Source organism: Pseudomonas sp. HLG18, from assembly GCF_051903985.1.
In the GTDB taxonomy this organism is placed as follows: domain Bacteria; phylum Pseudomonadota; class Gammaproteobacteria; order Pseudomonadales; family Pseudomonadaceae; genus Aquipseudomonas; species Aquipseudomonas fluorescens_BT.
This window is the reverse complement of sequence record NZ_CP195831.1, coordinates 799401-823551: the sequence shown is the minus strand read 5'-3', so window position 1 is coordinate 823551 and position 24151 is coordinate 799401. Positions and strand designations below refer to the sequence as shown.

Sequence of the window (24151 nt, the reverse complement as noted above, 5' to 3'; positions counted from 1 at the left end):
TCAGCTCCCACAGTGTTCTCTACCCGCCTTGAAAAATGTGTACACACGAATGTCACCATCAGTGCCATTTATGTGTGCACTTTTCGTTTCTGCGCCCTGAAAAGTTACATCACGCTCCAGAAACGAATCCTCCCAGCGCCCGCCAAAATCCCTCCCGAAAAATAAATACCTGTTCGAACGGTCAATTTATATCGCCTGAGTTTCAGCGACTTGGCGCCATTCAATAACTTTTAGAAATCAGCGAGGGTATGCATAGATCGATAACTGGCACAGATCTGGCTTATGTGCATACATGTTTTGTATACAAATCTGCAAAACATGAACCCACACTTCGATCCGCCAGCCTGAAGCGCCCTATCCCGTACAGGCTGCAGATGCCCCTAACCTGTGATGTTTCACCGCCCCGACGAAGATCTGCCGAGCCTGAGCGCTCATGCACAGTCATCGTGGCCCGAACATCAGGAGCCTGCCGGAATGCGTACGAGTCTCTCGAACAACACCATCGCGCTGAATCAGCCCTCCTCCTCAACCCTCGACCACACCGTGCTTCCTGACGGTATCGCCGAGTCGCTGCAACTGAGCCCGCGTCTACACAACAGTGACCTCGCGCCGACCAGGGTCGAAGGACGGCGCTGGGGCAAATACAGCATCTTTGCCCTGTGGACCAACGATGTGCACAACATCGCCAACTATTCATTTGCCATCGGCCTCTACGCCCTGGGCCTGGGCGGCTGGCAGATTCTGCTGTCGCTGGTGATCGGCGCGGCGCTGGTGTATTTCTTCATGAACCTGTCCGGCTACATGGGACAGAAAACCGGCGTGCCGTTTCCGGTGATCAGCCGGATCAGTTTCGGCATTCACGGGGCACAGATTCCTGCATTGATCCGGGCGGTGATCGCCATCGCCTGGTTCGGGATTCAGACATACCTGGCGTCGGTGGTGTTTCGCGTGTTGCTCACGGCGATCCATCCCGGTTTCGCCGACTACGACCACAACTCGATCCTCGGCCTGTCGAGCCTGGGCTGGGTGTGTTTCGTGGCGATCTGGTTCGTGCAACTGGCGATCCTCGCCTACGGCATGGAAATGGTCCGCCGCTACGAAGCGTTCGCCGGGCCGGTGATTCTGCTGACCGTCGCCTGCCTCGCCGCGTGGATGTACACCCAGGCCAACGCGACCATCGCCTGGTCGATTCGCGAACCGCTGACCGGCGGCGAGATGTGGCGCAACATCTTTGCCGGTGGCGCCTTGTGGCTGGCGATCTACGGCACGCTGATCCTCAACTTCTGCGACTTCGCACGCTCCTCGCCGTGCCGCAAAACCATCAAGATCGGAAACTTCTGGGGCCTGCCGGTGAATATTCTGGTGTTCGCCGGGATCACAGTCTTGCTGTGCGGTGCGCAATTTCAGATCAACGGCCGGATCATCGAAAGTCCGACCGAGATCATCGCCTCGATCCCCAACACGTTCTTTCTGGTACTCGGCTGCCTGGCGTTCCTGATCGTCACCGTGGCGGTGAACATCATGGCCAACTTCGTCGCCCCGGCCTTCGTGCTCAGCAACCTGGCGCCGAAATACCTGACCTTCCGCCGCGCCGGGCTGATCAGCGCCACCATTGCCGTGCTGATCCTGCCGTGGAATCTCTACAACAGCCCGCTGGTGATTGTGTATTTCCTGTCCGGCCTCGGCGCCCTGCTCGGCCCGTTGTACGGCGTGATCATGGTCGACTACTGGCTGATCCGCAAAGGCCGGATCCACGTGCCGCAGCTGTACAGCGAAGACCCGAACGGCGCGTATTTCTACAGCCGTGGCGTCAATCTGCGCGCGGTGGCGGCGTTCATTCCGGCCGCACTGATCGCGATCGTCCTCGCACTGGTACCGGGCTTCCACAGCGTTTCGCCCTTCTCCTGGCTGATCGGTGCCGGCATTGCCGGGATGCTCTACCTGATCATCGCCAAACGCCAGCCGCACTACGCCGACGTGGACGGTGAATCCATCGCCGTCGACAACGTCAGCCACTGATTATTTTGGCGGCCCTTCGCGGGGCCGCAGAACCAACCGTAATAAGGACTTCCCATGCGAATTCTCGTGGTCAACGTCAACACCACCGAATCCATCACCCAGGCCATCGCCCGTTCGGCGCAGGCTGTCGCCTCCCCAGGCACTGAGATCGTCGGCCTGACGCCGCATTTCGGCGCCGATTCCGTCGAGGGCAATTTCGAAAGCTATCTGGCCGCCATCGCCGTGATGGACCGGGTGATGTCCTACGACCAGCCGTTCGACGCAGTGATCCAGGCCGGCTACGGTGAACACGGTCGCGAAGGTTTGCAGGAGTTGCTCAACGTGCCGGTGGTGGACATCACCGACGCGGCGGCCAGCACCGCGATGTTTCTCGGCCACGCCTATTCGGTGGTCACCACGCTGGATCGCACCGTACCGTTGATTGAGGATCGGCTGAAACTGTCCGGCCTCTGGGATCGTTGTGCCTCAGTGCGCGCCAGTGGACTTGCGGTTCTGGAGCTGGAACATGAACCGCAGCGGGCGCTGGAGGCGATCGTTCACCAGGCCGAACTGGCGGTGACTCAGGACAAAGCCGAAGTGATTTGCCTGGGTTGCGGCGGCATGGCCGGGCTCGATGAAAAAATCCGTCAGCGTACCGGCGTGCCGGTGATCGATGGCGTCACCGCTGCCGTCACGATCGCCGAATCCCTGGTGCGCCTGGGGTTGTCGACGTCCAAGGTGCGCACGTATGCGACGCCGCGTCCAAAAACCATCATCGGCTGGCCAGCACGTTTTGCGCGTTGAACCGTTCTGCGAGATCCAGCGTTGAAAACTGCTCGATGATGAAATCAACGAACGCCCGGGTCTTGCCCGGCAGCAGTTTGTGCTCGGCGTAATAAATGGAGATGTTGCCGTCGTCGACGTACCAGTCAGGCAGGACCCGCTGCAACGTTCCCGCCTCCAGATAGCCGACGGCAAACGGCATGCTCACCAACGCAATCCCCAGCCCCTGCGCCGCCGTGGCGCAGGCGGCTTCGGAATCACTCATCGTCATTCGTGCCTTGAGGGTCAGCGGGCTGTGTTGTCGGGTGCGATGGGTCAACTGCCAGGAGCGCACACGACCGGTCTGCGGTGAGCGGATCAGGATGCCGTCGTGCAGCGTGAGGTCGTCCGGCTCGCTGATCGGCGAGTACCGATCCAGATAATCCGCAGAAGCCACCAACACCCGATGCGCCGGCGTCAGCCTGCGCGCCACCACGCCTTGGGGCAGTTCGAAGCCACCGCCAATCGCCGCATCGAAACCCTGGCCGATCAGATCGACTTGGCGGTTATCGAAGTGCCAGTCCGGATTGATCGCCGGAAACCTTTTCAGGAACTCTCCCAGCAACGGCACGATGTACAAGCGGCCGAACACCGTGCCCATGCTGACCTTCAACGTACCTGCCGGTTGACCGCCGGCGCTGGCCAGATTGCTCACGGCATTCTGGATGGTGGTGAGGCTTGCGCTGACCTCACTCAGAAACAATTGCCCCGCTTCCGTCAGGGTCAACCGACGGGTGCTACGCTGGAACAGCCTCACGCCGAGGCGCGCTTCCAGTTTCGCCACGCTTTTGCCCACGGCGGCCGGTGTCAGGCTCAGGCGTCGCGCGGCCTCGGCAAAGCTGCCGACTTCGGCGCTGCGCACGAAGCATTCGATACTGCTGAAGGTTTCCATGGCCGCCACTCTAAACTTTTGGTTTACACAGACTATAGCAACCACGGTCTACTCGCCTGGTGGCGAGGGGCAGATACTCGACACCACACCAAGGCAGCCTGCCTTGAAATTTCTGGAGATCGAACATGACCACTCAACACCTCAGCGGTAAAGTCGCTCTGATTCAAGGCGGCTCTCGCGGCATCGGTGCCGCCATCGTCAAACGCCTGGCTGCTGAAGGCGCCGCGGTTGCCTTTACCTACGTCAGCTCCGCCGCCAAGGCTGAAGAACTGCAAAACAGCATCACCGCCACCGGCGGCAAAGCTCTGGCGATCAAGGCCGACAGTGCAGACGCCAGCGCCATCCGCCACGCCGTAAGCGCCACTGTCGAAACCTTTGGCCGCCTCGATATTCTGGTCAACAACGCCGGTGTGCTGGCCGTCGCGCCGCTGGAAGACTTCAAACTGGAAGACTTCGACCAGACCCTGGCAATCAACGTGCGCAGCGTGTTCATCGCCAGCCAGGAAGCCGCCAAACACATGGGCGAAGGCTCACGCATCATCAACATCGGCAGCACCAACGCCGACCGCATGCCCTTCGCCGGTGGTGGCGTGTATGCGATGAGCAAGTCCGCACTGGTCGGCCTGACCAAAGGCCTGGCCCGCGACCTCGGCCCACGCGGCATCACCATCAACAACGTGCAACCTGGCCCGGTCGATACCGACATGAACCCGGCTCATGGCGAGTTCGCCGACAGCCTGATCCCTTTGATGGCGGTCGGTCGTTACGGCAAAGCCGAGGAAATCGCCAGCTTCGTCGCCTACCTTGCAGGCCCGGAAGCCGGTTACATCACCGGTGCCAGCCTGACCATCGACGGTGGTTTCGGCGCCTGATTGTTTCGAGTGATCGAAAAACGCCGCCCCTCTGTTAAAGGAGGGGCGGCGTTTTTATGTCGGCGGTTTGATCAGGCCCAATCCAGCGCCGGCAATCCGCAGGCACTCGGCGTGAAGGCTTTCAACGTGCGAAGAATCCCGTCGGCGTGTGCGTATTTTTCATCGGCCATGGCGGCATCGGGAATGGCGATGGCGGTCATGCCGGCTGCTTTCGCGGCTGTCACGCCGAACGGTGAGTCTTCGAACACCAGGCAATCTTCCGGTGCCACACCCAGGCGGCGAGCGGCGGTGAGGAAAATGTCCGGTGCAGGCTTGGCAGCGCCGACTTCCGGATCGTCGGCGGTGACGATGAAGTCGAACAACGCAAACCAGTCGCGGTGCAACGTGGTTTTCTGACCGAACGACTGGCGTGACGAACTGGTGCCGACGGCAATCGGAATGTTGTGCGCCTTGAGGTGGCGGATCAGTTCCTCGGCACCCGGCATCGCTTGCGCGGTGGGAAAGCGCTCGCGCATCAGCGGCTCGCGAATCACCAGAAACTCTTCGGCGGTGATCGGCAGGTCCAGCGCTTCGACCACGTAGCGCGCCAGATCGCCGGCACCGCGACCGATGATGTTCTGCTTGATGCTCCAGTCGAACGTGCGTCCGTAACGTTCGGCAATCAGCGAGGTGACCTCGGTGTAAATGCCCTCGGTGTCCAGCAGCAAACCGTCCATGTCGAAAATCACGGCCTTGATCGGGCCGAACGCCTTCAGCGGTGCATTCATCATCGGATCCGTTATCAAAGATATCCCGGGCGGCGGGGGTAGCGCCGCTGCTCGGATCTGATTAATGGGTTCAGCAGCATAACGAGCCCAGCCGAGGTTGAGCAACGGGGAATGTCGGTTGTCCGCCGAACGTTGCCAGGCACATTTAGAGAATCGCCCTACAGGCATCGCCTACTTGCCCGACTTCTTTCCTGTTTGATCCCCCGCAAAGTTTCGCGCCATTCCCTTGATGCGCGCGAGTGACTGCGAATGCTTCCATCCGATCGACTCCTGACCCTGAACAACAGCATTGGTTTGCTGGTGGTCGCTGCGCTGAACCCTGACCAGCCCGACGCCGAAACGCTGTTTCAGGAGTTCCGCCTCTGCCTCAACAACTATGAAAGCTGGGCCGAGCAGTTCTGGACAGGCAACGCGCTGGATGTCGATCAGGTGTTCGAGGTCGGTAACGATGTGCGGCTCAGTGCACCCGTGGCCAGCCGAAAGCCCATCAGTTCCTCCGTGGCCATGTGTTCCGCCACTGGCTCCATGACGCTGGTGCACATGTTCGAAGCAGCGCGCTTCGTTCCGATCGGCGACACGCCGGTGACCCTGGAACCGGTCATTTCCGATGTCGATGGTGTCCTGAAGTTCGGCGAACCGCTGCATTACACCATCGGCCCCAGTGGCATTCTCAAGGTCGACGATTGCGACCGGGGCCAGCGTTATCGCATCACCTTCTTTCCCGATGTTTCCACCGCGCATATCCAGGCGTTGTATGCCTCGTATCAGGGCCTTATCGATGGCCTGGAAGGCTGGCTGCGCGAGGAATGGAAAGGATTTCAACCGCAGTGGACGGAGTTTTCCAGCGCCGGTTTCACCGAGCGTTACGGTCAGTTGCAGCAGGCCGACTGGCGCGGTTTCGAAACGGCCCTGAATGGTGTCTGGGATGACGTGAAGCAACTGTTTGCCCTGCTCGCCGACTTGCAGGCCAACAGCGAAAAGCTTCTGCAATACCTTTCCGCTGTTGAACTGGATGCCCTGCTCACCGCGTCGTCCGAGGCCATCGCCAATGGTCTGCTGATGCTCAGCGATGAGCCGTTGTTGTTCATTTATCTGGCGGCCTTTACCAGTTGGCTGAAGATGCTGCCGCCGCACTTTCTGGCCGAGGTGGTGGCTGAGGTCAGGGCCGAACTGCTGGTCGGCTTTCTGTTGATGTGTGTGTCGGGTGGCATGGGTGTGCCGCTGCGGTTGAGCACAAAGGTATTGGGCAAGATCAAGTCGCCGCGTGCGCGGGAATGGCTGGCGGCGTCGGCGTTGCGGCTGGCAGAGCTGACCTCGGCGCCCGATCTGAGCCGACATGCGAGCGCGTTGAAACCGCTGATGGTCAATGCACGCCCGGCGCCGCTGCGCCCGACACCGGCCATTCCGCTGGAAGTCCGCACGGCGGATACGCTGGTGCTGACGGTGCCCAATCCGGCGGCCATTGCCCGTGACAAGTCCCACGCCATGACGCGCATGGAACGGCATGAGCCTCGGGATGATGCTTCGGAGCAGGCTAAAAACCCCAACGGCGCCAGCGCCGATTGTGCGCCGCGGACCTGTACCAACGGCTGTCCGGTGTCGATGGTCACCGGTGAGGAATTGCTGACGCTGACTGACGGCGTGCTCGACGGGCTGTTGCCGTTCGAGTTCAGCCGCTTGTATCGCACCAGTGCAGCCGAGATCGATGTCGGGCTGGGGTTTGGCTGGAGTCATTCGCTGGCGCATCGGCTGGAGGTCGATGGTGCTTCGGTGGTCTGGGTTGACCATGAGAACCGGCGCACGCGGTTTCCATTGCCGAGCGTCGAGCGGCCGGCGATTCACAACAGTTTGTCGCGGGCGGCGATTTTTCTCGGGGACGAGCCGGAGGAACTGATCGTCGCGCTGGCGGGGGACGCGGCGCGGTTTTATCACTTTCGGGCTGGACGTCTCACCGCTGTCAGCGATGCCTATGCGAATCGTCTGACGGTGCATCGGGATCATTCCGACCGGATTCAGCGCCTGGATAACGGGGCCGGTCGTTCGCTGCTGCTGCGTTACGAGCGGGCGCATCTGGTCGCCGTCGATTATCAGGTTTTTTGTGAGTCGGCCTGGCGCACCGAGCAGACGCTGGTCAGCTACCGCTTTGATGCCCGTCATCGGTTGATCGACGCGACCAACGCCGTCGGCGAGAGCGAGCGTTACGACTACGACGACCAGCACGTCATTCTGCAACGGCAATTGAGCGGCGGCGCGAGCTTCTTCTGGGAGTGGGAACGTGCCGGCAAGGCGGCGCGTTGCGTGCGGCACTGGGCGTCGTTTTCGCAGATGGACACGCGTTACGTCTGGGATGACGCCGGCAGCGTCACGGTGCATTACGTCGATGGGACTGAAGAGACTTACGTCCACGACGACACGGCGCGGCTGGTGCGTCAGGTCACCGCCGACGGGGGCGAGCAGCTCAAGGCCTACGATGCTCAGGGCCGGCTGATCGCCGAGCAGGATGCGCTGGGCGCGGTCACCGAATACCGCTACGACGACGTCGGACGGCTGATCGCGCTGATTCCGCCGGACGATGCGCCGACGTCCTACGAGTACCGCCACGGTTTCCTGCACAGCCGTTCGCGTGGCGATGCGGTGTGGACGTACCGGCGCAACGCCCAGGGCGACGTCACCGAAGCGGTCGATCCCGACGGCCATGTCACCCATTACTACTACGACCCGCAGGGGCGGTTGCTGTCGATCCGTTATCCGGATTCGGGTCGGCATGTGTTCGTGTGGAATGACCTTGGGCAACTGGTCGAGGAAAGTCTGCCGGACGGTGGCGTGCGCCGGTTTTCCTACGATGCGCTGGGACGGCGGATTACTGCGCAGGACGAACATGGCGCGATCACCCGCCATGCCTGGGACGCCGTCGGCCGGCTGATCCAGACCACGATGCCGACCGGTGCCACCCGTGCCTGGTCCTACAGCGCCTACGGTCAGGTCACCGCCGAACGCGATGAACTGGGGCGCATCACCCGTTACGAATATGACGACGACCTGCATTTGGTCAGCCGGCGGATCAACCCCGACGGCACGCGGATTCAATACCGCTACGACCATGCGCAGCTGTTGCTCACGGAAATCGAGAACGAGTCGGGCGAAAAGTACCGGCTGGACTACACGCCGACCGGACTGATCCGACAGGAAACCGGCTTCGATGGCCGGCGCACCGCCTACGCCTACGACCGCAACGGTCATCTGCTGGAAAAGACCGAGTTCGGCGACGACGGCTCGACGCTGGTCACCACTTACCAACGCGACAGCGCCGGGCGCCTGCTGCTCAAGACCCTGCCGGACGGGGTCGAGGTCAGCTACCGCTATGACCGTTTGGGCCGTTTGGTCGGCGTGGATGACGGCCAGGATCACCCGCTGGCCTTCGAGTACGACCTGCAGGACCGCCTGGTGCGTGAGCATCAGGGCTGGGGCACCTTGCGTTACACCTACGACGCCTGCGGCCAGCTCACTCGCCTGCGTCTGCCGGACAACAGCAAGCTCGATTATCACTACGCCAAGGGCGGCGCGCTGACCGCGATCGACCTCAACGGCGCCTTGCTCACCCGCCACACCTACCAGAACGGCCGCGAGCAGCAGCGCCAGCAAGGCCTGCTGCTCAGCGAATACTCCTACGACGAACAGGGCCGCTTAAGCGCCCACGCCGTAGGCCATCAACGCAGCGCGCTGTACCGCCGCGATTTTGCCTACAGCGCCAACGGCAACCTCGAACACATCGCCGACACCCGCCACGGCCAGCGCAGCTATCAGTACGACGCCCTCAACCGCTTGATCCGCGTACGCCACACCCGCGACGACCTGCCGGAAAACTTCGCCCACGACCCGGCCGGCAACCTGCTGATGCAGGACCGCCCCGGCCCGACACAGATCAAAGGCAACCGCCTGCAGATGCAGGGCGACCGCCATTACGACTACGACGCCTTCGGCAACCTGATTCGCGAACGCCGCGGCCGCGCGCAACAACTCGTCACTGCATACCGCTACGACAGCCAGCACCGCCTGATCGGCCTGACCCGCCCCGACGGCACCACCGCCACCTACCAATACGACGCCTTCGGCCGGCGCATCCGCAAGACCGTCGACGGCCAGACCACCGAGTTTTTCTGGCAAGGCGACCACCTGATCGCCGAAAGCAGCCAGGAACAGCACCGCAGCTTCATCTACGAACCCGGCACCTTTCGTCCGCTGGCGATGCTCGACGGCAAAGGCCCGAAACGCGCCTGCCCGTTCTACTACCAGCTCGACCACCTCGGCACCCCGCAGGAGTTGACCGACTACAGCGGCGACATCGTCTGGTCAGCCAAATACAGCGCCTACGGCAAAGTCACCTCGCTGGAGCTCGCGACCGAGGACTACCTGGACCAGCCGCTGCGGTTTCAGGGGCAGTACTTCGATGACGAAAGCGGGCTGCATTACAACCGGCATCGTTATTACGACCCGGACGTGGGGCGGTACCTGACGCCGGATCCGGTGAAGCTGGCGGGGGGGTTGAACCAGTACCGGTACGTGCCGAATCCGACGGGGTGGGTGGATCCGTTGGGGTTGACGTCCAATTGTCCGCCGCCGAATAAGCCGGGTTGTCCGGTGCCCGATGATGTCAGTGGTTCAAAGGTAAATAAAGGTGAACCACTACCCCCTACCATTTTTTTCGAGGTAGACCCGAAAACCTTGATACGAACGCATGCAATAGTAGGAAAAGGCTCAACTAAACGAGTAGAAAAGTTAAGACAAGACATGCGAACTGCTGGGTATGACAATGAGTTCCCCATCGACGTGGCAGAACACAACGGCAACCTCTATATTTTAGATGGCCACCATCGTGCAGCGGCTGCGCGGCAAACCTCAACCAACGTAACAATAAATTTAGTAACTAATATAAAAGAGCATAAAGGAACTCTAAATACTATCGAAGAAGTCTTAGAATCAGCAGCTAACACTAGCCCCGACAGATTGGAGCATCACAGAAGAAGATGAGAGAACAAGACAGTACCCTTGAAGATCTAATAACTGATTTTTTATACAAAGTAGATATCGGCACGAAGCTGCTGGAGGAAAATTTTGGCACGCGAAATATCTTGAGGTTATGGCGCTCCAATCAGATACAACGATGCGGAAAAATAACAGATACAGTGGAATACGAACTGCACGGTGTCGGGTGCGCTATCCACTTCCCTACAGAGTCTGTGGATTTCGACTACGGATCAAACAATAGAATCGATGGCTTTGATATTTGGCGCCTCTACATTTACGCCAGTGACAGACCTTTGAAATACAAAAAATACTGCAACAAAAACGAACTAAAAAAAGAATTCAACGAGTATTTGGCGTTAAATAAGATAGAAAAAATGTCTGCTTCGGATAACCTGTACATCCTCAGAAAACCAGAATGATTAGGTCCAGGTGTGAAGTGCCGATACTCACACCCCGGGCTTGCCCAGCAATCACTCATCATCATCAAAATCCTCATACTCAAGCTCCTCCTCACCCTCCATAAGCGGAACCGTCGCATCATCCATCAACGACCCCGGATCTTCATTCCCCGGATCGTTGATAAACGGCAACCCGCTCGGACCTTTTTCTTCCTTGCCTTCGGTTTCGGGAGTCATGGCGCACCTCGTGAATATCAGTCGTGTAAACGTTCGAAAAGTATGGTCGCGAATCGTTCCTGCGCATGACACACAGGCAAGAAAAACCCGGCATAAAGCCGGGTTTCAGTAGAACCGATCACTCAATGATGACGGTTCTTGTGTTTGTACTTGTGCTTGTGGCCGCCCCCAGAGTGAGATCTACCACCATCGTCACCGAGGTTGTTGCCGACCGCGCCACCCGCCGCGCCACCCAATCCTGCGCCGATGGCCGAACCGGTGGAGCCGCCGAGGCTGTTGCCGATCACTGAACCGCCAGCGGCACCGAGGCCGCCGCCAATGGCAGCTTCCGTGCGATTGTGCTTGTTCGCTCCGACGGCACTGCCAGCCGCACCACCCACGCCGGCACCAACCGCAGCACCCGTGCTGCCACCAAGCTGTCCGCCGACCACATTACCCAGCACACCGCCCAGACCACCACCGACCGCCGCGGAACCATCGCCGGCAGCCATGGCGCCTTGCGCCACAAGCAATCCTAAAACCAATGCAGTTAAAGTCGATCGCATACAGACCTCGCAGGTCCCGGATCGGGACGGTATGCCCGGAGAGGGGCTATATGCAATTGGAGGTGTATTTCGGAAAAACGTTCAGCAACGAAAAGGCCCGGCATAAAGCCGGGCCTTTTCAGACATGCATTCGCGATCAGTGACGCTTGTGGCCCTTGGACAGGTTGCTGCCCACTGCGCCGCCAGCTGCGCCACCCAGGCCGGCGCCGATGGTCGCGCCGTTCTTGCCACCCAGGCTGTTGCCGATGATCGAACCGCCCGCCGCGCCAACACCGCCGCCAATGGCCGCTTTGGTGCGGGCGCCTTTCTTCGCTGCCAAGGCACCGCCGGCCGCACCTGCTACACCGGCACCAATGGCCGCGCCTGTGCTGCCGCCCATTTTCTGGCCGACCACATTACCCAGCGCGCCACCCAGACCGCCACCCAGTGCGGCGGTACCATCACCAGCCATTGCACCTTGAGCAACCAGAAGCCCCAGAACCAGAGCAGGCAGAGTTAAACGCATGTCGAAAACCTCAACAAAAGGAAGAAAAAAGGGCGCAGATTGAATGCTGTTGTCGCGGCAATGTCCAGCACCGCCGCGCACTTGGCGCCGATTGGACAGCAATTTTTAAAAAGGTTTTATGGCAGGCAAAAAAAAGCCCGCTGGGGAGACGGGCTGGAGACTTGCTTTCTAACGGATGGCTTCACCCTACGTAGAAGGGTGTGAAAAGTTTGTGAAAGAAGCCAAATGAATCAGCAATTTCTGTAGGGCATATCTCTCGAATCAGCGATAAAAAACCCCGCTCGATGGCGGGGTACTGTGGCATCCGGATTACTTCCTGGAACGTGCCGTCACCTTGGGCAGAAATTTGGCTTTAGGCCCCTTGGGTGCTGTCGACTTGATCTTGCCGGTCTGCACCGGATCTTCTCCGAAGCCCGCCTGATACTCAGTTTGGCCACAGCGTACGCAATTGTTGAATGGAAACTCAGCCCCGTCGTCTTCGATGTACGGATCAGTCATCTCGTCACCCCTTTCAAAAGCGGGTCGATACCGGCAAGACCCTTTTGCCTGGAAAAATATCGACCTCCAAGGCTTTTGAGACTAGCCGGTCATTCCTGGACTTGTGATTCATATCGTCCGACGCCCGACGAATGGCCTACAAAAAACTGCGCGATGATGAACCATCGGTCCCACACAGCTAAAGATTCTCGGCGACTGGCCGTTGCCCTTTTTCCTACGCAATGAATCTCAAGGAGAGAACATGGAAATCAAAGGATTCCCACCGATGCCTGTTGTAAAGCTCACGGACGAGCAGATCGCCGCCGGTAAAGCCGGAGCGGAAAAATTCAAGGAGAAGCTTGCCTCCGGTGAAATCGTCATCAAGCCACTGGACGGACCCAGTCCAGTGCAGCCTGGCAAACCTGGCGTGATCTACCACCCAGACCCGGTCCAGCCTGGCGGTACGCCAATGGTTGCAATCGATACGCCCCTGACCTACGACGCCAAAGGCACTGTCGTACTCAAACCACAGGGCTGATTCAAGGCAAGGAGCCCATTGCGTTGAATGGGCTCACAAATCTGTTAACCGCGGCTCAGCGCAACTTGACCGCCGTGCCCGTCGCGAATACCACAACCATGCCGCCCTTCCCCGCAGGCATGCTGATCTCGAAATCCACCCCGACCACCGCATCCGCCTGCAACGCCCGTGCACGCTCCTTGATCTCGTCAGTCGCCTGCATACGCGCCTCCTTCAACGCCCGCTCCAGCGTCTGCGAACGCCCACCGAAAAAGTCCCGCATCCCGGCGAACATATCGCGAATCACATTCACGCCCTGCACCGACTCGGCACTGACGATGTCCAGATAGGCCGTAATCTGCCGGCCTTCGATGGAGTGGGTGGTGGAAATGATCATTGAGGTCGTCCTTTTACATACCGGATAAAACCGCGATTGTACTGCCCCGGCAAAATGAAGCCGACCCCATCTCTGTGACCAAAAAATCCGGACACCAGAATGCACAAAACCCCTGATTTCTTTCGAAACCAGGGGTTTTGTTTACATCGAATTTGGCGGTGAAGGAGAGATTCGAACTCTCGATACAGTTTCCTGTATACACACTTTCCAGGCGTGCTCCTTAAGCCACTCGGACACTTCACCGTATCTCTTCAAACATGTTCTGTCTGTCGAGGCGCGCTAATGTAGTCGAAAGCTTTTCTGATGGCAAACTTTTTTTCAGAATTTTCATGCGGTTAAGAGAAAAAGTCGTTTCCGCCATCGATGGGCCATGGCGATCCGGCCAATCTCGGGTGAGCGCGGCCCTTCTATATAGGCGCGCAGGCGTTTGCCGTGGGGCACGTTGCGGTGTATCAGCCGCTCCAGGGTGACCGGCGGGTCAGTCACAGTGCTTTACCTGACCGGCGACGGTGGGTAACGTCTGCCCATCTTTCTTATAAGGAATTGCGCCATGAGCGACCTGATTGCCTACCACCTCGAAGACGGTATCGCGACCCTGACCCTGAGCAACGGCAAGGTCAACGCCATTTCCCCGGACGTGATCGCAGCCTTCAACGCGGCGCTGGATCAGGCGGTGGCGGATCGCGCAATCGTGATCATTACCGGCCAGCCGGGCATTCTCTCCGGCGGCTACGATTTGAAGGTGATGACCGCCGGCCCTAAAGAAGCCGTGTCGCTGGTAACCGCCGGCTCGACCCTCGCCCGTCGTCTGCTGTCGCACCCGTTCCCGGTGATCGTTGCCTGCCCGGGTCATGCCGTGGCCAAGGGTGCGTTCATTCTGTTGTCCGCCGATTACCGGATCGGTGTCGACGGCCCATTCAGCATTGGTCTGAACGAAGTGCAGATCGGCATGACCATGCACCACGCCGGCATCGAGCTGGCCCGCGATCGCCTACGTCGCTCGGCCTTCCATCGCTCGGTGATCAACGGCGAGATGTTCGATCCGCAAAGTGCTGTGGATGCTGGTTTCCTCGATAAAGTAGTTTCGGCCGAAGAGCTGCAAGGTGCCGCCCTCGCCGCTGCGCGTCAGTTGAAGAAGATCAACATGACTGCGCACAAGAACACCAAGCTCAAGGTGCGCAAGGCGCTGCTGGAAACACTGGATAACGCGATCATTCAGGATCAGGAACACTTGGGCTGAGCCCCTTCGCTCCGTTCAAAGAAAAGCCCGACCATCGTGTCGGGCTTTTTCTTACGTGCACAGTTTAAAACTCCCCGGCAGCTCTAGGACGCATCTGACCGCTAAATTGGAAACATGCGCTTAAACATCGCCCATCTCCTGACTCTATAGCGGCAATTGCCGAAAACAGTGCACATCCGTACACTGCGCCACCTTTTGTCCCGGTGGGCCTGAAAATGCTGTTTGTGTTTCGTATGTTATTGATGGGTCTGCACTTTATTCTTGCGGGTGTGCTCGGGGTGATTCTCGGACTGTGCCGGCCATTCAATCCGGATAACAGTCGCCTGTGCGCCCGTCTCTATGCCCTGCCGGCCATGTGCATCCTGCGCCTGCGAGTGAAGGCAGACGTCGGACAGCTGATGAACAAGCCCGGCAGTTGCGTGATCATCGCCAACCATCAGTCCAACTATGACCTGTTCGTGTTCGGCAACGTAGTGCCGCGGCGGACCGTGTGCATCGGCAAAAAAAGCCTGAAATGGGTGCCGCTGTTCGGGCAACTGTTCTGGCTGGCCGGCAATGTGTTGATCGATCGCGGTATCGCACGCAAGGCACGTCAGTCGATGCTGACCACCACCGACACCTTGCAGCACAAAGACACCTCGATCTGGGTATTCCCGGAAGGCACGCGCAACCTGGGCGAAGAACTGCTGCCATTCAAGAAAGGTGCATTTCAGATGGCCATCGCTGCTGGCGTGCCGATCGTCCCGGTGTGTGTCAGCAGCTACATCAAGCACATGCGTCTGAACCGCTGGCGCAGCGGGAAAATTCTCATACGCTCGCTGCCGGCGATTCCTACCGCCGGCCTGACCATGGACGACATGCCCATGCTCATCAGCCAGTGCCGCGAACAGATGCGCGAATGCATCGAAGCGATGGATCGACAACTGCAAGCTGCGTGAAAAAGAAACCCGCCCTGTGCGGGTTTTCTTTTGCCCGGTGAACTGTGCAGATTTCACTGACTCTCAAGCAGCGACACGGCTAAGCTGAAGCCATGCCTCCCCTGCCATCTGCCAAGAAGAAGTGAACCACCACCATGGGTCGAGTTGTTGCTGCTGCGGTTTACAGCGCCGGTAAGAAAGTCACCAATATTTCCCTCGATGAAGGCGCCGCCTGGGCCGCCAAGACCGGGCACTTCGTCTGGATCGGCCTCGAAGAGCCGAACGCCCAGGAGCTGACCAACCTGCAACGCCAGTTCAACCTGCACGAACTGGCCATCGAGGATGCTCTGGAAAAACACAGTCGTCCGAAGCTGGAAACCTTTGGCGACGCCTTGTTTATCGTCACTTACTCACCCGTGCGCCAGCACGGGATTTTGCAGTTCATCGAAACTCATATCTTCGCCGGCAAGGGCTACATCATCACCGCGCGCAATGGTCATTCGGCTTCCTACGCCCATGTCCGTCAACGCTGTGAGGCGCGACCGCTGCTGCTGGAACACGGGGAAGATTTCGTACTGTATGCGCTGCTGGATTTCGTCATCGAAAACTACCAGCCGGTGGGCGAAGCAATCCATGCCGAGATCGATGAACTGGAACGCAATGTGTTGTGCAGCGCGCTGAATGAGCACGATATCCAGAAACTTCATGGCCTGCGCCGCGACGTACTGCGCTTGCGTCGATACGCAGCACCGATGGTGGAAATCGGCGAGGAATTGCAGAAACTGAGCTTCCCTTTCATCGACAAGAACATGCGCCCTTACTTTCGCGATGTGCAGATCCATGTCACACGGCAAATGGAAGACCTGACCACCCTGGCCGACATTGCGAGCCAGACCATCGAGGTCGGTGTATTGCTGGAAGCGTCACGGCAAAGCGTGGTGCAACGCAAGTTCGCGGCATGGGCGGCGATTCTGGCCTTCCCGACAGCGGTGGCCGGGATCTACGGGATGAATTTTCAGAACATGCCGGAGCTGAGCTGGCACTACGGCTATTTCGCCGTGCTGGGCTTTATCACGGTGGGCTGCGTGGGGCTGTGGGCGAGCTTCAAGAAATCAGGCTGGCTGTAAGAAAAAAAGCCCCCGTGCAGGACACGGGGGCTTTCGGGTTCAAGCAGCGTTTGGCTTGTGCGCCACGAAACGCATCATCCATTCCGCCACCGTGGTGCCGTGGTGATCGTTCTCAAGGCTGGCCACGCCCTTGCTGTACACCTGCTCGCCCAGCGCTTCCTGACGCAGATCCAGCAGCGCCCGCGAATAGTCGTGGATGAACTCCGGATGCCCCTGGAAGCACAGTACCTGATCGTTGATGTGGTACGCGGCGAACGGGCAGAAATCGCTGGAAGCAATCACCGTGGCGTTCTCCGGCAGCGCCGTGACCTGATCCTGGTGGCTGATCAACAGCGTCAGCTCTTCACGCACCGGGCTCATCCACGGTGCCTTGGCCGCCAGCTTGTAGTTGTGGATGCCGACACCCCAGCCTTGAGTGGCGCGCTCACTCTTGCCGCCCAGCAGCAGCGCCAGCAGTTGATGGCCGAAGCACACGCCGAGCAGTTTGTCGCCGCGCTCATAGCGGGTCAGCAAGTATTGCTTGAGAGTCTGGATCCACGGGTCAGTGCCGAACGAGTCAGCCTTGCTGCCGGTGACCAGATACGCATCGAAGGTCAGGTCATCACTCGGATAGTCGCCCTGCATCACGTTGTACACCGTGAACTCGGCGGCGATCGGCTGTTGCGAGAACAGGCGCTGGAACATCTGCCCGTAACCCTGATATTGATCGACCAGTTCCGGACGCAGGATGTCGGTTTCCAGAATGCAGATGCGTAACGACATAAAAAATACCTGACACGTGATGGGAATAATGCACAGCTCAGAGCCTGCCTTGAAACCACCCGGCAAGGCAAGCCCCGAAATGCGTCCTCGCCCCGTTAGAACAACTCGCCCTTCGCAGCTTTTTCCAGCAACAAGGCTGGCGGTGCGAAACGCTCGCCGTACTGCTCCGCCAGGTACTGCGCCCGCGCGACGAAATCCTTCACGCCATATTGATTGATGAACTGCAACGCGCCGCCCGTCCAGGCCGCGAAGCCGATGCCGAAGATCGAACCGACGTTGGCATCCGCCGTCGAAGTCAGCACGCCCTCCTCTACGCAACGCACAGTCTCGATGGCCTGCACGAACAGCAGTCGATCACGCACATCCTTGGGCGAAATCTGCCCGTCGGCTTTCTCGAAACGGGCTTTCAGTTCGGGCCACAGATGTTTCTGCCCACCCGCTGGGTACTCATAAAAACCGCCGCCCGCTGCCTTGCCCGGCCGCTTGTATTCGTTGAGCAGCAAGTCAATCACGGCGAACGCCGGGTGCTCAATCAGCGGTTTCCCTTCTGCTTGCAAGTCTTTGGTCGTTTGTTGACGGATATGGCTCATCAGGCTGAGGGAAACTTCGTCAGAGATCGCCAGCGGCCCGATGGGCATGCCGGCCTTGCGCGCTTCGGTCTCGATCATCGGCGCGCTGACGCCTTCACCGAGCATGGCGATGCCTTCGTTGGTGAAAGTGCCGAACACCCGTGAGGTAAAGAAGCCGCGACTGTCATTGACCACAATCGGCGTTTTCTTGATTTGCAGTACGAAATCGAACCCGCGTGCGAGGGTTTCGTCGCTGGTTTGCGCACCCTTGATGATTTCCACCAGTGGCATTTTTTCCACCGGGCTGAAGAAGTGCAGGCCGATGAATTTGCTCTGATCCGGCACCGCAGCCGCCAGCCCGGTGATGGGCAAGGTCGAAGTATTGGAGGCAATCACCGCGTCGGCGCCAGTCACCTGCTGCGCCGCCGCCGAGACTTTGGCCTTGAGTTGACGATCCTCGAACACCGCCTCGATGATCAGATCGCAACCCGCCAGATCGGCATCACTTTCGGTCGGGTGGATACGCGCCAGCACCGCTTCACGCTGCTCCGAGGACATTTGCCCGCGAGCAACTTTCTTGTCCAGCAGCGCCGCCGAATGCGCCTTGCCCTTTTGCGCGGCGGCAAGGTTGATGTCCTTGAGTACCACGTCGATCCCGGCCACAGCGCTGACATAGGCGATTCCCGCCCCCATCATCCCGGCGCCGAGCACGCCCACACGCTTCGTCGCATAAGGTGCAAAACCCTGCGGACGCGAACCGCCGGCATTGATTTCATTGAGCTGGAACCAGAACGTGCCGATGAGGTTTTTCGAGATCTGGCCGGTGGTCAACTCAGTGAAGTAACGGGTTTCGATCAGGTGCGCGGTGTCGAAATCCACCTGCGCGCCTTCCACCGCCGCGCACAAAATCTTCTCCGGTGCCGGAAGAGTGCCTTGGGTTTTGGCGCGCAGGATCGACGGCGCAATCGCCAGCATCTGTGCAACCTTCGGGTTTGACGGCGTGCCGCCGGGAATCTGATAACCCTTCACATCCCAACGCTGCACGGCCGCAGGATTGGCCAGAATCCAGGCCCGGGCCTTGGCCAGCAGCTCATCGCGATCCGCTGCCAGCTCATCAATCAGCCCCGCCTGCAACGCCTGCTGCGGACGGACTTTCTTGCCTTCGAGCAGATATGGCAGGGCTTTTTCGATGCCGAGCATACGCACCATGCGCACCACTCCACCACCGCCCGGCAACAGGCCAAGGGTCACTTCCGGCAGGCCGAGTTGCACCGACGCATCGTCCAGCGCCACTCGATGGTGGCAGGCCAGACAGATTTCCCAGCCGCCACCGAGCGCCGCGCCGTTGATCGCCGCGACCACCGGTTTGCCGAGGGTTTCCAGGGTGCGCAACTGGCTCTTCAGGGTCAGCACCATGTCGTAGAAAGCCTTGGCTTCAGGCTTGCCGACCTTGATCAATTCATTCAGGTCGCCGCCGGCGAAAAAGGTTTTCTTGGCCGAAGTGATGATCACCCCGGCGATGTCATCTTTTTCCGCCTGCAAACGGGCGACGCTTTCAGCCATGGCCGCGCGGTACACCGCGTTCATGGTGTTGGCGCTCTGGCCTGGCATGTCGATGGTCAAGAGGACGATGCCGTCCTGACCTTTTTCGTAACGAATGGCTTGGGTCATGACAAGGTTCCTTGGGGTCAGAGGCGTTCGATGATGGTCGCGATGCCCATGCCGCCGCCGACGCACAGCGTCGCGAGGCCATAGCGCAGGCGCCGGGCTTCCAGTTCATCGAGCAAGGTGCCAAGAATTGCGCAACCGGTGGCGCCCAGCGGATGGCCCATCGCAATCGAGCCGCCGTTGACGTTGACCTTGTCCGGGTCGACGGCCATGTCCTTGATGAATTTGAGTACCACCGAGGCAAACGCCTCGTTGACCTCGAACAGATCAATGTCTTCGACCCGCAGCCCGGCTTTGGCCAGCGCCTTGCGAGTGGCCGGCGCCGGGCCGGTGAGCATGATGGTCGGGTCGGTGCTGGTGACCGCCGTGGCGACAATCCGCGCCCGGGGTTGCAGGCCCAGTGCCCGGCCCTTGGCCTCGGAGCCGATCAACATCAGCGCCGCACCGTCGACAATCCCCGAACTGTTGCCCGGCGTGTGCACATGGTTGATTCGCTCGACATGGCTGTAGACGCGTAGTGCCGTGGCGTCGAAGCCCATCTGGCCGATCATCTCGAAGCTCGGCTTGAGTTTGCCCAGACCTTCGAGGGTCGACTCGGCGCGAATGAACTCATCATGATCGAGCAGGATGATGCCGTTCTGGTCCTGCACCGGTACCAACGACTTGTTGAATGATCCGTCGGCCCGGGCGCGCGCCGCTTTCTGTTGCGAGTGCAGCGCGTAGGCATCGACGTCCTGACGACTGAAGCCTTCAAGGGTGGCGATCAGGTCGGCACCGACACCTTGAGGGGTGAAATGGCTGTGCAGGTTAGTCTGCGGATCCAGCGCCCAGGCGCCGCCGTCGCTGCCCATCGGCACGCGGGACATGGATTCGACGCCGCCGACCACCACCAGGTCTTCGAACCCGGAGCGCACTTTCATTGCCCCCAGGTTTACCGCTTCCAGGCCCGAGGCGCAGAACCGGTTGATCTGCACGCCAGCGACACTGACGTCCCAATCGGCCACCTGCACGGCGGTCTTGGCGATGTCCGAACCTTGATCGCCAATCGGCGTGACACAGCCGAGCACCACGTCATCGACCTGGCTGGTGTCCAGCGCCGTGCGCGCCTGCAACGCGGTCAGCAGCCCGGCCACCAGGTTCACCGGTTTGACGCTGTGCAGCGAACCGTCGGTCTTGCCCCTGCCACGGGGCGTGCGTAACGCGTCGAAAATCAAAGCTTGGGTCATGACGTTCTCGAACCTGTGCGGTGAGTGAAATTCGTGCCTCCACTCTTGGCCGGGGGGCTTTCGGAATCAATGACCACAGCGCTCAATGACGTTGACGCGCACGCTCAGACGGACGGTCATTCCCGGCCAGGTTAACCGGTTCAGGTCGCCAAGCTGTCTAGCAAAAGGGCGGCAAAGAAGCTGGCAATGGGCCTCATGCCTTTTTAATCGCGTTCAGCAGCAAATACATATGAAATGGATCTAAGCCAAGCGTGACGCGGGCCCTAAGGTGAACATGTACGTCGTTGTCGTCGGGTTTTGCCGAGGCAGGCGTTCTTCAACAGGAAGTGCAGCGCTTGCCATCATGGACATGCAGGCAGGCATCAGGAAATAACAATAAAGGCGGTCAAGCCATGTTCAAACAACCGAAAGTTCGTCAAGCAGGGCTCATTCTTTTCGCCACGACGCTGCTGTTGATATTGCCGAATCTGACCAAGGTCATCGGCTGATTCAAGCGGCAGGTATTGCGTATCGCCACTGAAAATGTGACTGGCCCGCTACCCGGGCCAGCGTGGCTGTGCCAACCTTTACGCACTTCCACGACATGGACGGCGATCAATTGAAAACGCTCATTCTCTTTGGGGCCATGCTGCTGAGCCTGCCCCTGTCTGCCGCACAGCTGAATCTGGAGCTGGGCGCGAACAGCCGCACCTGGCAGACCGAGGAATTGCTCAAGCATCCTCAGGTACAAACCCTCACGATCAAGAATGATGTGTCCTACAAGAAGGACATGACCTATCGCGCCGTACCCGTGGCCGCATTGCTGACCGGGATCAAACCGCAAGATCACCTGCAGGCGGTGGCACTGGACGGTTTCGCCGCCGAGCTGGCCGCTGCACCGCTGCTCAACACCAAAGGTTCCCGCGCCTGGCTGGCCATCGAAGACCCGGCCCACCCATGGCCGCCGCTGTCGGAAGGCAAGCACAGCGCCGGCCCGTTCTATCTGGTGTGGACCGATCCCCAGGCCGGCAAAATCAGCCCGGAACAATGGCCGTTCGAAGTCGCCAGCATCAAGCGTATGGCGCCGGTGGCCGAGCGCTTCCCTGCCCTGCTGCCGGATCCTGCGTTGAAGGCCGACGACCCGGTGAATCAGGGGTTTGCGCTATTCCAGAAGAACTGCCTGGCCTGCCATCGCCTGAATGGCGCGGGCGATGCGCAGTTCGGGCCTGACCTGAATATTCCCTACAACCCGACCGAGTATTTCGGCGCGGACTTCCTCAAGCGCTACATCCGCGATCCGCAGAGTTTGCGCCAGTGGCCGCAGGCGAAAATGCCGGGGTTTTCCGCCGAGGTGTTGCCGGATGCGGATCTGCAGAAACTGATCGGGTATTTGCAGCACATGGCCGGGCGCAAGGTTGCGCCCGGCCAGTAAGCCAGCTACGCCGTTTACTGCTGCTGCACCGAAATGATTGGCGCGGGTGTCGGCGACACCAGCACTTTCGCGTGCATCTGCTCTGACCCGCCGCCCCGGCGCATGCCCCGCACCGGGCAGGCGTCGAGGTAATCCAGCCCCACCGCCAGTTTCAGATGTCGCTCCGGCCGCGCCAGTTCATTGGTCACGTCAAAGCTGTACCAGGCGTCATCGATCCAGGCCTCGGCCCAGGCGTGGCTGGCCAGATGCTCGCAGTCCTCGCTGTACAGATAGCCCGACACATAGCGCGACGGCACACCGAGACTGCGCGCGCAGGCGAGAAACGCGTGGGCATGATCCTGGCAAACACCCGCCCGCCCGGCAAACGCCTCGGCGGCGCTGGTGTCGACTTCGGTGGCGCCCGGCTTGTACGTCATGTGCTGGTTCAGCCCATGCATCAGGTCGATCAGTGCATTGCGGTCCCGTCGCTGCTTGCAGGATTTCTCGGCAAACGCCCGCAATGCCTCGTCAGCCTCGGTCAGCCGGGTAAAACGCAGGAACGGCAATGCCGACTGGCTCTCATGCTCCGCCTCGCGCAACTCGTCGATATCGACCTGACCACGGGCGCCGATGATGATCGCTTCATGGGGCTCGTCCATGGTCAGCACATGCAGGATGTTGCCGAACGGATCGAGCTGGGCGCGTACCGGGCGCGGCAGGTCGAGCTGCCAGCTCAGCACATGCTGACGCTCGCTGTCGTGAGGTGTCAGGCGCAGGTACTGGATGCTCGCCCGCACCTGATCTTCGTAGTGATAGGTGGTCTCGTGGCTGATGGAAAGTCTCATGCGGCCTCCAGGTAGGAACTGTGAATGGCGTTGCCCAACTGGCGCACCAGCGGGATGAACTCGGTAAGCCAGGCGTGAAGCCCTTCCTCGAGGATTTCGTGGATACCGGTGTAGCGCAGGCGTGCGTCCATTTCCGCCGCCAGCCGTTGCGCAGGACGACCGTTGGCCCCCGGCAGTTGCGCGAGAATCTGGTCGATCTCTTCCGTGCAGGCCCGCAGCGAACGCGGCACGTCGGCGCGCAACAACAGCAGCTCGGCCACATGCCGGGCGCCAGGTGCGTCGCGGTAGATCTCGGTGTAGGCCTCGAACGATGACAAGGCTCGCAACAAGGCGCTCCATTGGTAATAGGCATGGGCGGTGCCGTCGCTGACAGCTTCCGCCTGATCGCCAGCCATTTCGTAACGGGCGTCCAGCAGGCGCAAGGTGTTGTCCGCCCGCTCGATGAAGGTGCCCAAGCGAATGAAACGAAACGCGTCATTGCGCATGATGGTGCCGTAGGACGCGCCCCGAAACAGGTGCGAACGCTCCTTGATCCACTCGCAGAAACGGCTCATGCCGTAGCGACTGAGGCCCTGATTGGCGATCCCGCGAATCTCCAGCCAGGTGGCGTTGATGTTCTCCCACATGTCGGCGGTGATTCGCCCGCGCACCGCGTGGGCGCTGGCTCGCGCCGCGCCGAGACAGCTGTAGATGCTCGCCGGATTAGCCGCGTCGAGGGCGAAGAAGTGCAGCAATCGCTCGGCATGCAATTCGCCGTGGCGTTCCAGGTAATCGTCCAGCGTGCCGGTGATCAGCAACGGCATCGCCAGTTCGTGCAAACCGTCGCCACGGCCGTCCTGCGGCATCAGCGACAGCGAATAGCTGACATCGAGCATCCGTGCGAGGTTTTCCGCCCGCTCCAGGTAACGCGACATCCAGTACAGATCCGAGGCAGTTCTACTTAACATGGCAGGCT

22 protein-coding genes and 1 tRNA gene are annotated in these 24151 nt (G+C 59.9%); 10 read left to right on the top strand and 13 right to left on the bottom strand.

The features are described 5' to 3' along the window. The first annotated feature begins 474 nt into the window (after window positions 1-474). Complete coding sequence (locus ACSPX5_RS03955; RefSeq protein WP_439820976.1) at window positions 475-2019, top strand: NCS1 family nucleobase:cation symporter-1; 1545 nt, start codon at window positions 475-477, stop codon at window positions 2017-2019. Between the two features lie 54 nt (window positions 2020-2073). Next, complete coding sequence (locus ACSPX5_RS03950; protein WP_007960127.1) at window positions 2074-2802, top strand: aspartate/glutamate racemase family protein; 729 nt, start codon at window positions 2074-2076, stop codon at window positions 2800-2802. Here ACSPX5_RS03950 and ACSPX5_RS03945 read toward each other — a convergent pair. Then, the gene (locus tag ACSPX5_RS03945; RefSeq protein WP_439820975.1) at window positions 2771-3712 is read right to left on the bottom strand and encodes a LysR family transcriptional regulator; all 942 of its coding nucleotides are present in this window, start codon (window positions 3710-3712) and stop codon (window positions 2771-2773) included. The genes ACSPX5_RS03950 and ACSPX5_RS03945 overlap by 32 nt on opposite strands. A 125-nt stretch (window positions 3713-3837) precedes the next feature. Between ACSPX5_RS03945 and ACSPX5_RS03940 the strand changes: the two genes are divergently transcribed. Next, window positions 3838-4584, top strand: coding sequence for a 3-oxoacyl-ACP reductase family protein (locus ACSPX5_RS03940; RefSeq protein ID WP_169429545.1), 747 nt, complete (start codon window positions 3838-3840; stop codon window positions 4582-4584). Between the two features lie 71 nt (window positions 4585-4655). Here the strand turns inward: ACSPX5_RS03940 and ACSPX5_RS03935 are convergent, their stop codons facing one another. Continuing rightward, on the bottom strand, window positions 4656-5351 hold the full coding sequence (locus ACSPX5_RS03935) for an HAD-IA family hydrolase (RefSeq protein WP_007960113.1): 696 nt from the start codon (window positions 5349-5351) through the stop codon (window positions 4656-4658). Window positions 5352-5600: 249 nt separating this feature from the next. Between ACSPX5_RS03935 and ACSPX5_RS03930 the strand changes: the two genes are divergently transcribed. Together ACSPX5_RS03930 and ACSPX5_RS03925 are read left to right on the top strand one after the other, a co-directional pair. Beyond that, window positions 5601-10379: an RHS repeat-associated core domain-containing protein gene (locus ACSPX5_RS03930; protein ID WP_439820974.1), complete on the top strand. Its 4779-nt coding sequence runs from the start codon at window positions 5601-5603 to the stop codon at window positions 10377-10379. Next, the gene (locus tag ACSPX5_RS03925) at window positions 10376-10795 is read left to right on the top strand and encodes a DUF6896 domain-containing protein (RefSeq protein ID WP_439820973.1); all 420 of its coding nucleotides are present in this window, start codon (window positions 10376-10378) and stop codon (window positions 10793-10795) included. Before ACSPX5_RS03930 ends, ACSPX5_RS03925 begins: the two co-directional genes overlap by 4 nt. Window positions 10796-10846: 51 nt before the next feature. Here ACSPX5_RS03925 and ACSPX5_RS03920 read toward each other — a convergent pair whose 3' ends face one another. The 4 genes from ACSPX5_RS03920 to ACSPX5_RS03905 form a co-directional block, all read right to left on the bottom strand. After that, window positions 10847-11011, bottom strand: coding sequence for a hypothetical protein (locus tag ACSPX5_RS03920; protein WP_169429543.1), 165 nt, complete (start codon window positions 11009-11011; stop codon window positions 10847-10849). 122 nt (window positions 11012-11133) lie between these two features. Further along, entirely contained in the window at window positions 11134-11556 is a 423-nt protein-coding gene (locus ACSPX5_RS03915; protein ID WP_169429542.1) for a YMGG-like glycine zipper-containing protein, read from the bottom strand. A gap of 136 nt (window positions 11557-11692) precedes the next feature. Then, on the bottom strand, window positions 11693-12061 hold the full coding sequence (locus ACSPX5_RS03910; RefSeq protein ID WP_065258038.1) for a bacteriocin: 369 nt from the start codon (window positions 12059-12061) through the stop codon (window positions 11693-11695). Window positions 12062-12370: 309 nt separating this feature from the next. Further along, window positions 12371-12559 carry a hypothetical protein gene (locus tag ACSPX5_RS03905; RefSeq protein ID WP_085690513.1) on the bottom strand — a complete coding sequence of 63 codons (189 nt, stop codon included), beginning with the start codon at window positions 12557-12559 and terminating at the stop codon, window positions 12371-12373. Between the two features lie 241 nt (window positions 12560-12800). Here ACSPX5_RS03905 and ACSPX5_RS03900 point away from each other — a divergent pair, with 241 nt between their 5' ends. Further along, entirely contained in the window at window positions 12801-13076 is a 276-nt protein-coding gene (locus ACSPX5_RS03900; RefSeq protein WP_207867753.1) for a hypothetical protein, read from the top strand. A gap of 55 nt (window positions 13077-13131) precedes the next feature. On the opposite strand, the gene ACSPX5_RS03895 is transcribed toward ACSPX5_RS03900, so the two are convergent. Together ACSPX5_RS03895 and ACSPX5_RS03890 are read right to left on the bottom strand one after the other, a co-directional pair. Further along, complete coding sequence (locus ACSPX5_RS03895) at window positions 13132-13452, bottom strand: YbjQ family protein (protein ID WP_207867752.1); 321 nt, start codon at window positions 13450-13452, stop codon at window positions 13132-13134. 153 nt (window positions 13453-13605) lie between these two features. Then, window positions 13606-13695, bottom strand: a tRNA-Ser gene (locus tag ACSPX5_RS03890). A gap of 307 nt (window positions 13696-14002) precedes the next feature. Between ACSPX5_RS03890 and ACSPX5_RS03885 the strand changes: the two genes are divergently transcribed. From ACSPX5_RS03885 to ACSPX5_RS03875, 3 genes are all read left to right on the top strand, one after another. Continuing rightward, window positions 14003-14692, top strand: coding sequence for a crotonase/enoyl-CoA hydratase family protein (locus ACSPX5_RS03885; RefSeq protein ID WP_085732367.1), 690 nt, complete (start codon window positions 14003-14005; stop codon window positions 14690-14692). A gap of 215 nt (window positions 14693-14907) precedes the next feature. Continuing rightward, a complete protein-coding gene (locus ACSPX5_RS03880; RefSeq protein ID WP_439820972.1) occupies window positions 14908-15630 on the top strand; it encodes a 1-acylglycerol-3-phosphate O-acyltransferase in 723 nt (240 codons plus the stop codon). 134 nt (window positions 15631-15764) lie between these two features. Beyond that, the gene (locus ACSPX5_RS03875) at window positions 15765-16736 is read left to right on the top strand and encodes a magnesium and cobalt transport protein CorA (RefSeq protein WP_207867750.1); all 972 of its coding nucleotides are present in this window, start codon (window positions 15765-15767) and stop codon (window positions 16734-16736) included. 39 nt (window positions 16737-16775) lie between these two features. On the opposite strand, the gene ACSPX5_RS03870 is transcribed toward ACSPX5_RS03875, so the two are convergent. The 3 genes from ACSPX5_RS03870 to ACSPX5_RS03860 form a co-directional block, all read right to left on the bottom strand. After that, on the bottom strand, window positions 16776-17498 hold the full coding sequence (locus ACSPX5_RS03870; protein WP_439820971.1) for an amidotransferase: 723 nt from the start codon (window positions 17496-17498) through the stop codon (window positions 16776-16778). 95 nt (window positions 17499-17593) lie between these two features. After that, window positions 17594-19738, bottom strand: a complete 2145-nt coding sequence (locus ACSPX5_RS03865; RefSeq protein WP_439820970.1) for a 3-hydroxyacyl-CoA dehydrogenase NAD-binding domain-containing protein — start codon at window positions 19736-19738, stop codon at window positions 17594-17596. Between the two features lie 17 nt (window positions 19739-19755). Then, complete coding sequence (locus tag ACSPX5_RS03860) at window positions 19756-20961, bottom strand: acetyl-CoA C-acetyltransferase (RefSeq protein WP_169429535.1); 1206 nt, start codon at window positions 20959-20961, stop codon at window positions 19756-19758. Window positions 20962-21544: 583 nt separating this feature from the next. Between ACSPX5_RS03860 and ACSPX5_RS03855 the strand changes: the two genes are divergently transcribed. After that, window positions 21545-22372: a c-type cytochrome gene (locus tag ACSPX5_RS03855; RefSeq protein ID WP_439822000.1), complete on the top strand. Its 828-nt coding sequence runs from the start codon at window positions 21545-21547 to the stop codon at window positions 22370-22372. A gap of 14 nt (window positions 22373-22386) precedes the next feature. Here the strand turns inward: ACSPX5_RS03855 and ACSPX5_RS03850 are convergent, their stop codons facing one another. Both ACSPX5_RS03850 and ACSPX5_RS03845 read right to left on the bottom strand, forming a co-directional pair. Next, complete coding sequence (locus ACSPX5_RS03850; RefSeq protein ID WP_007959971.1) at window positions 22387-23196, bottom strand: transglutaminase family protein; 810 nt, start codon at window positions 23194-23196, stop codon at window positions 22387-22389. Next, complete coding sequence (locus ACSPX5_RS03845; protein ID WP_096822958.1) at window positions 23193-24143, bottom strand: alpha-E domain-containing protein; 951 nt, start codon at window positions 24141-24143, stop codon at window positions 23193-23195. Before ACSPX5_RS03845 ends, ACSPX5_RS03850 begins: the two co-directional genes overlap by 4 nt. Window positions 24144-24151 lie beyond the last annotated feature (8 nt).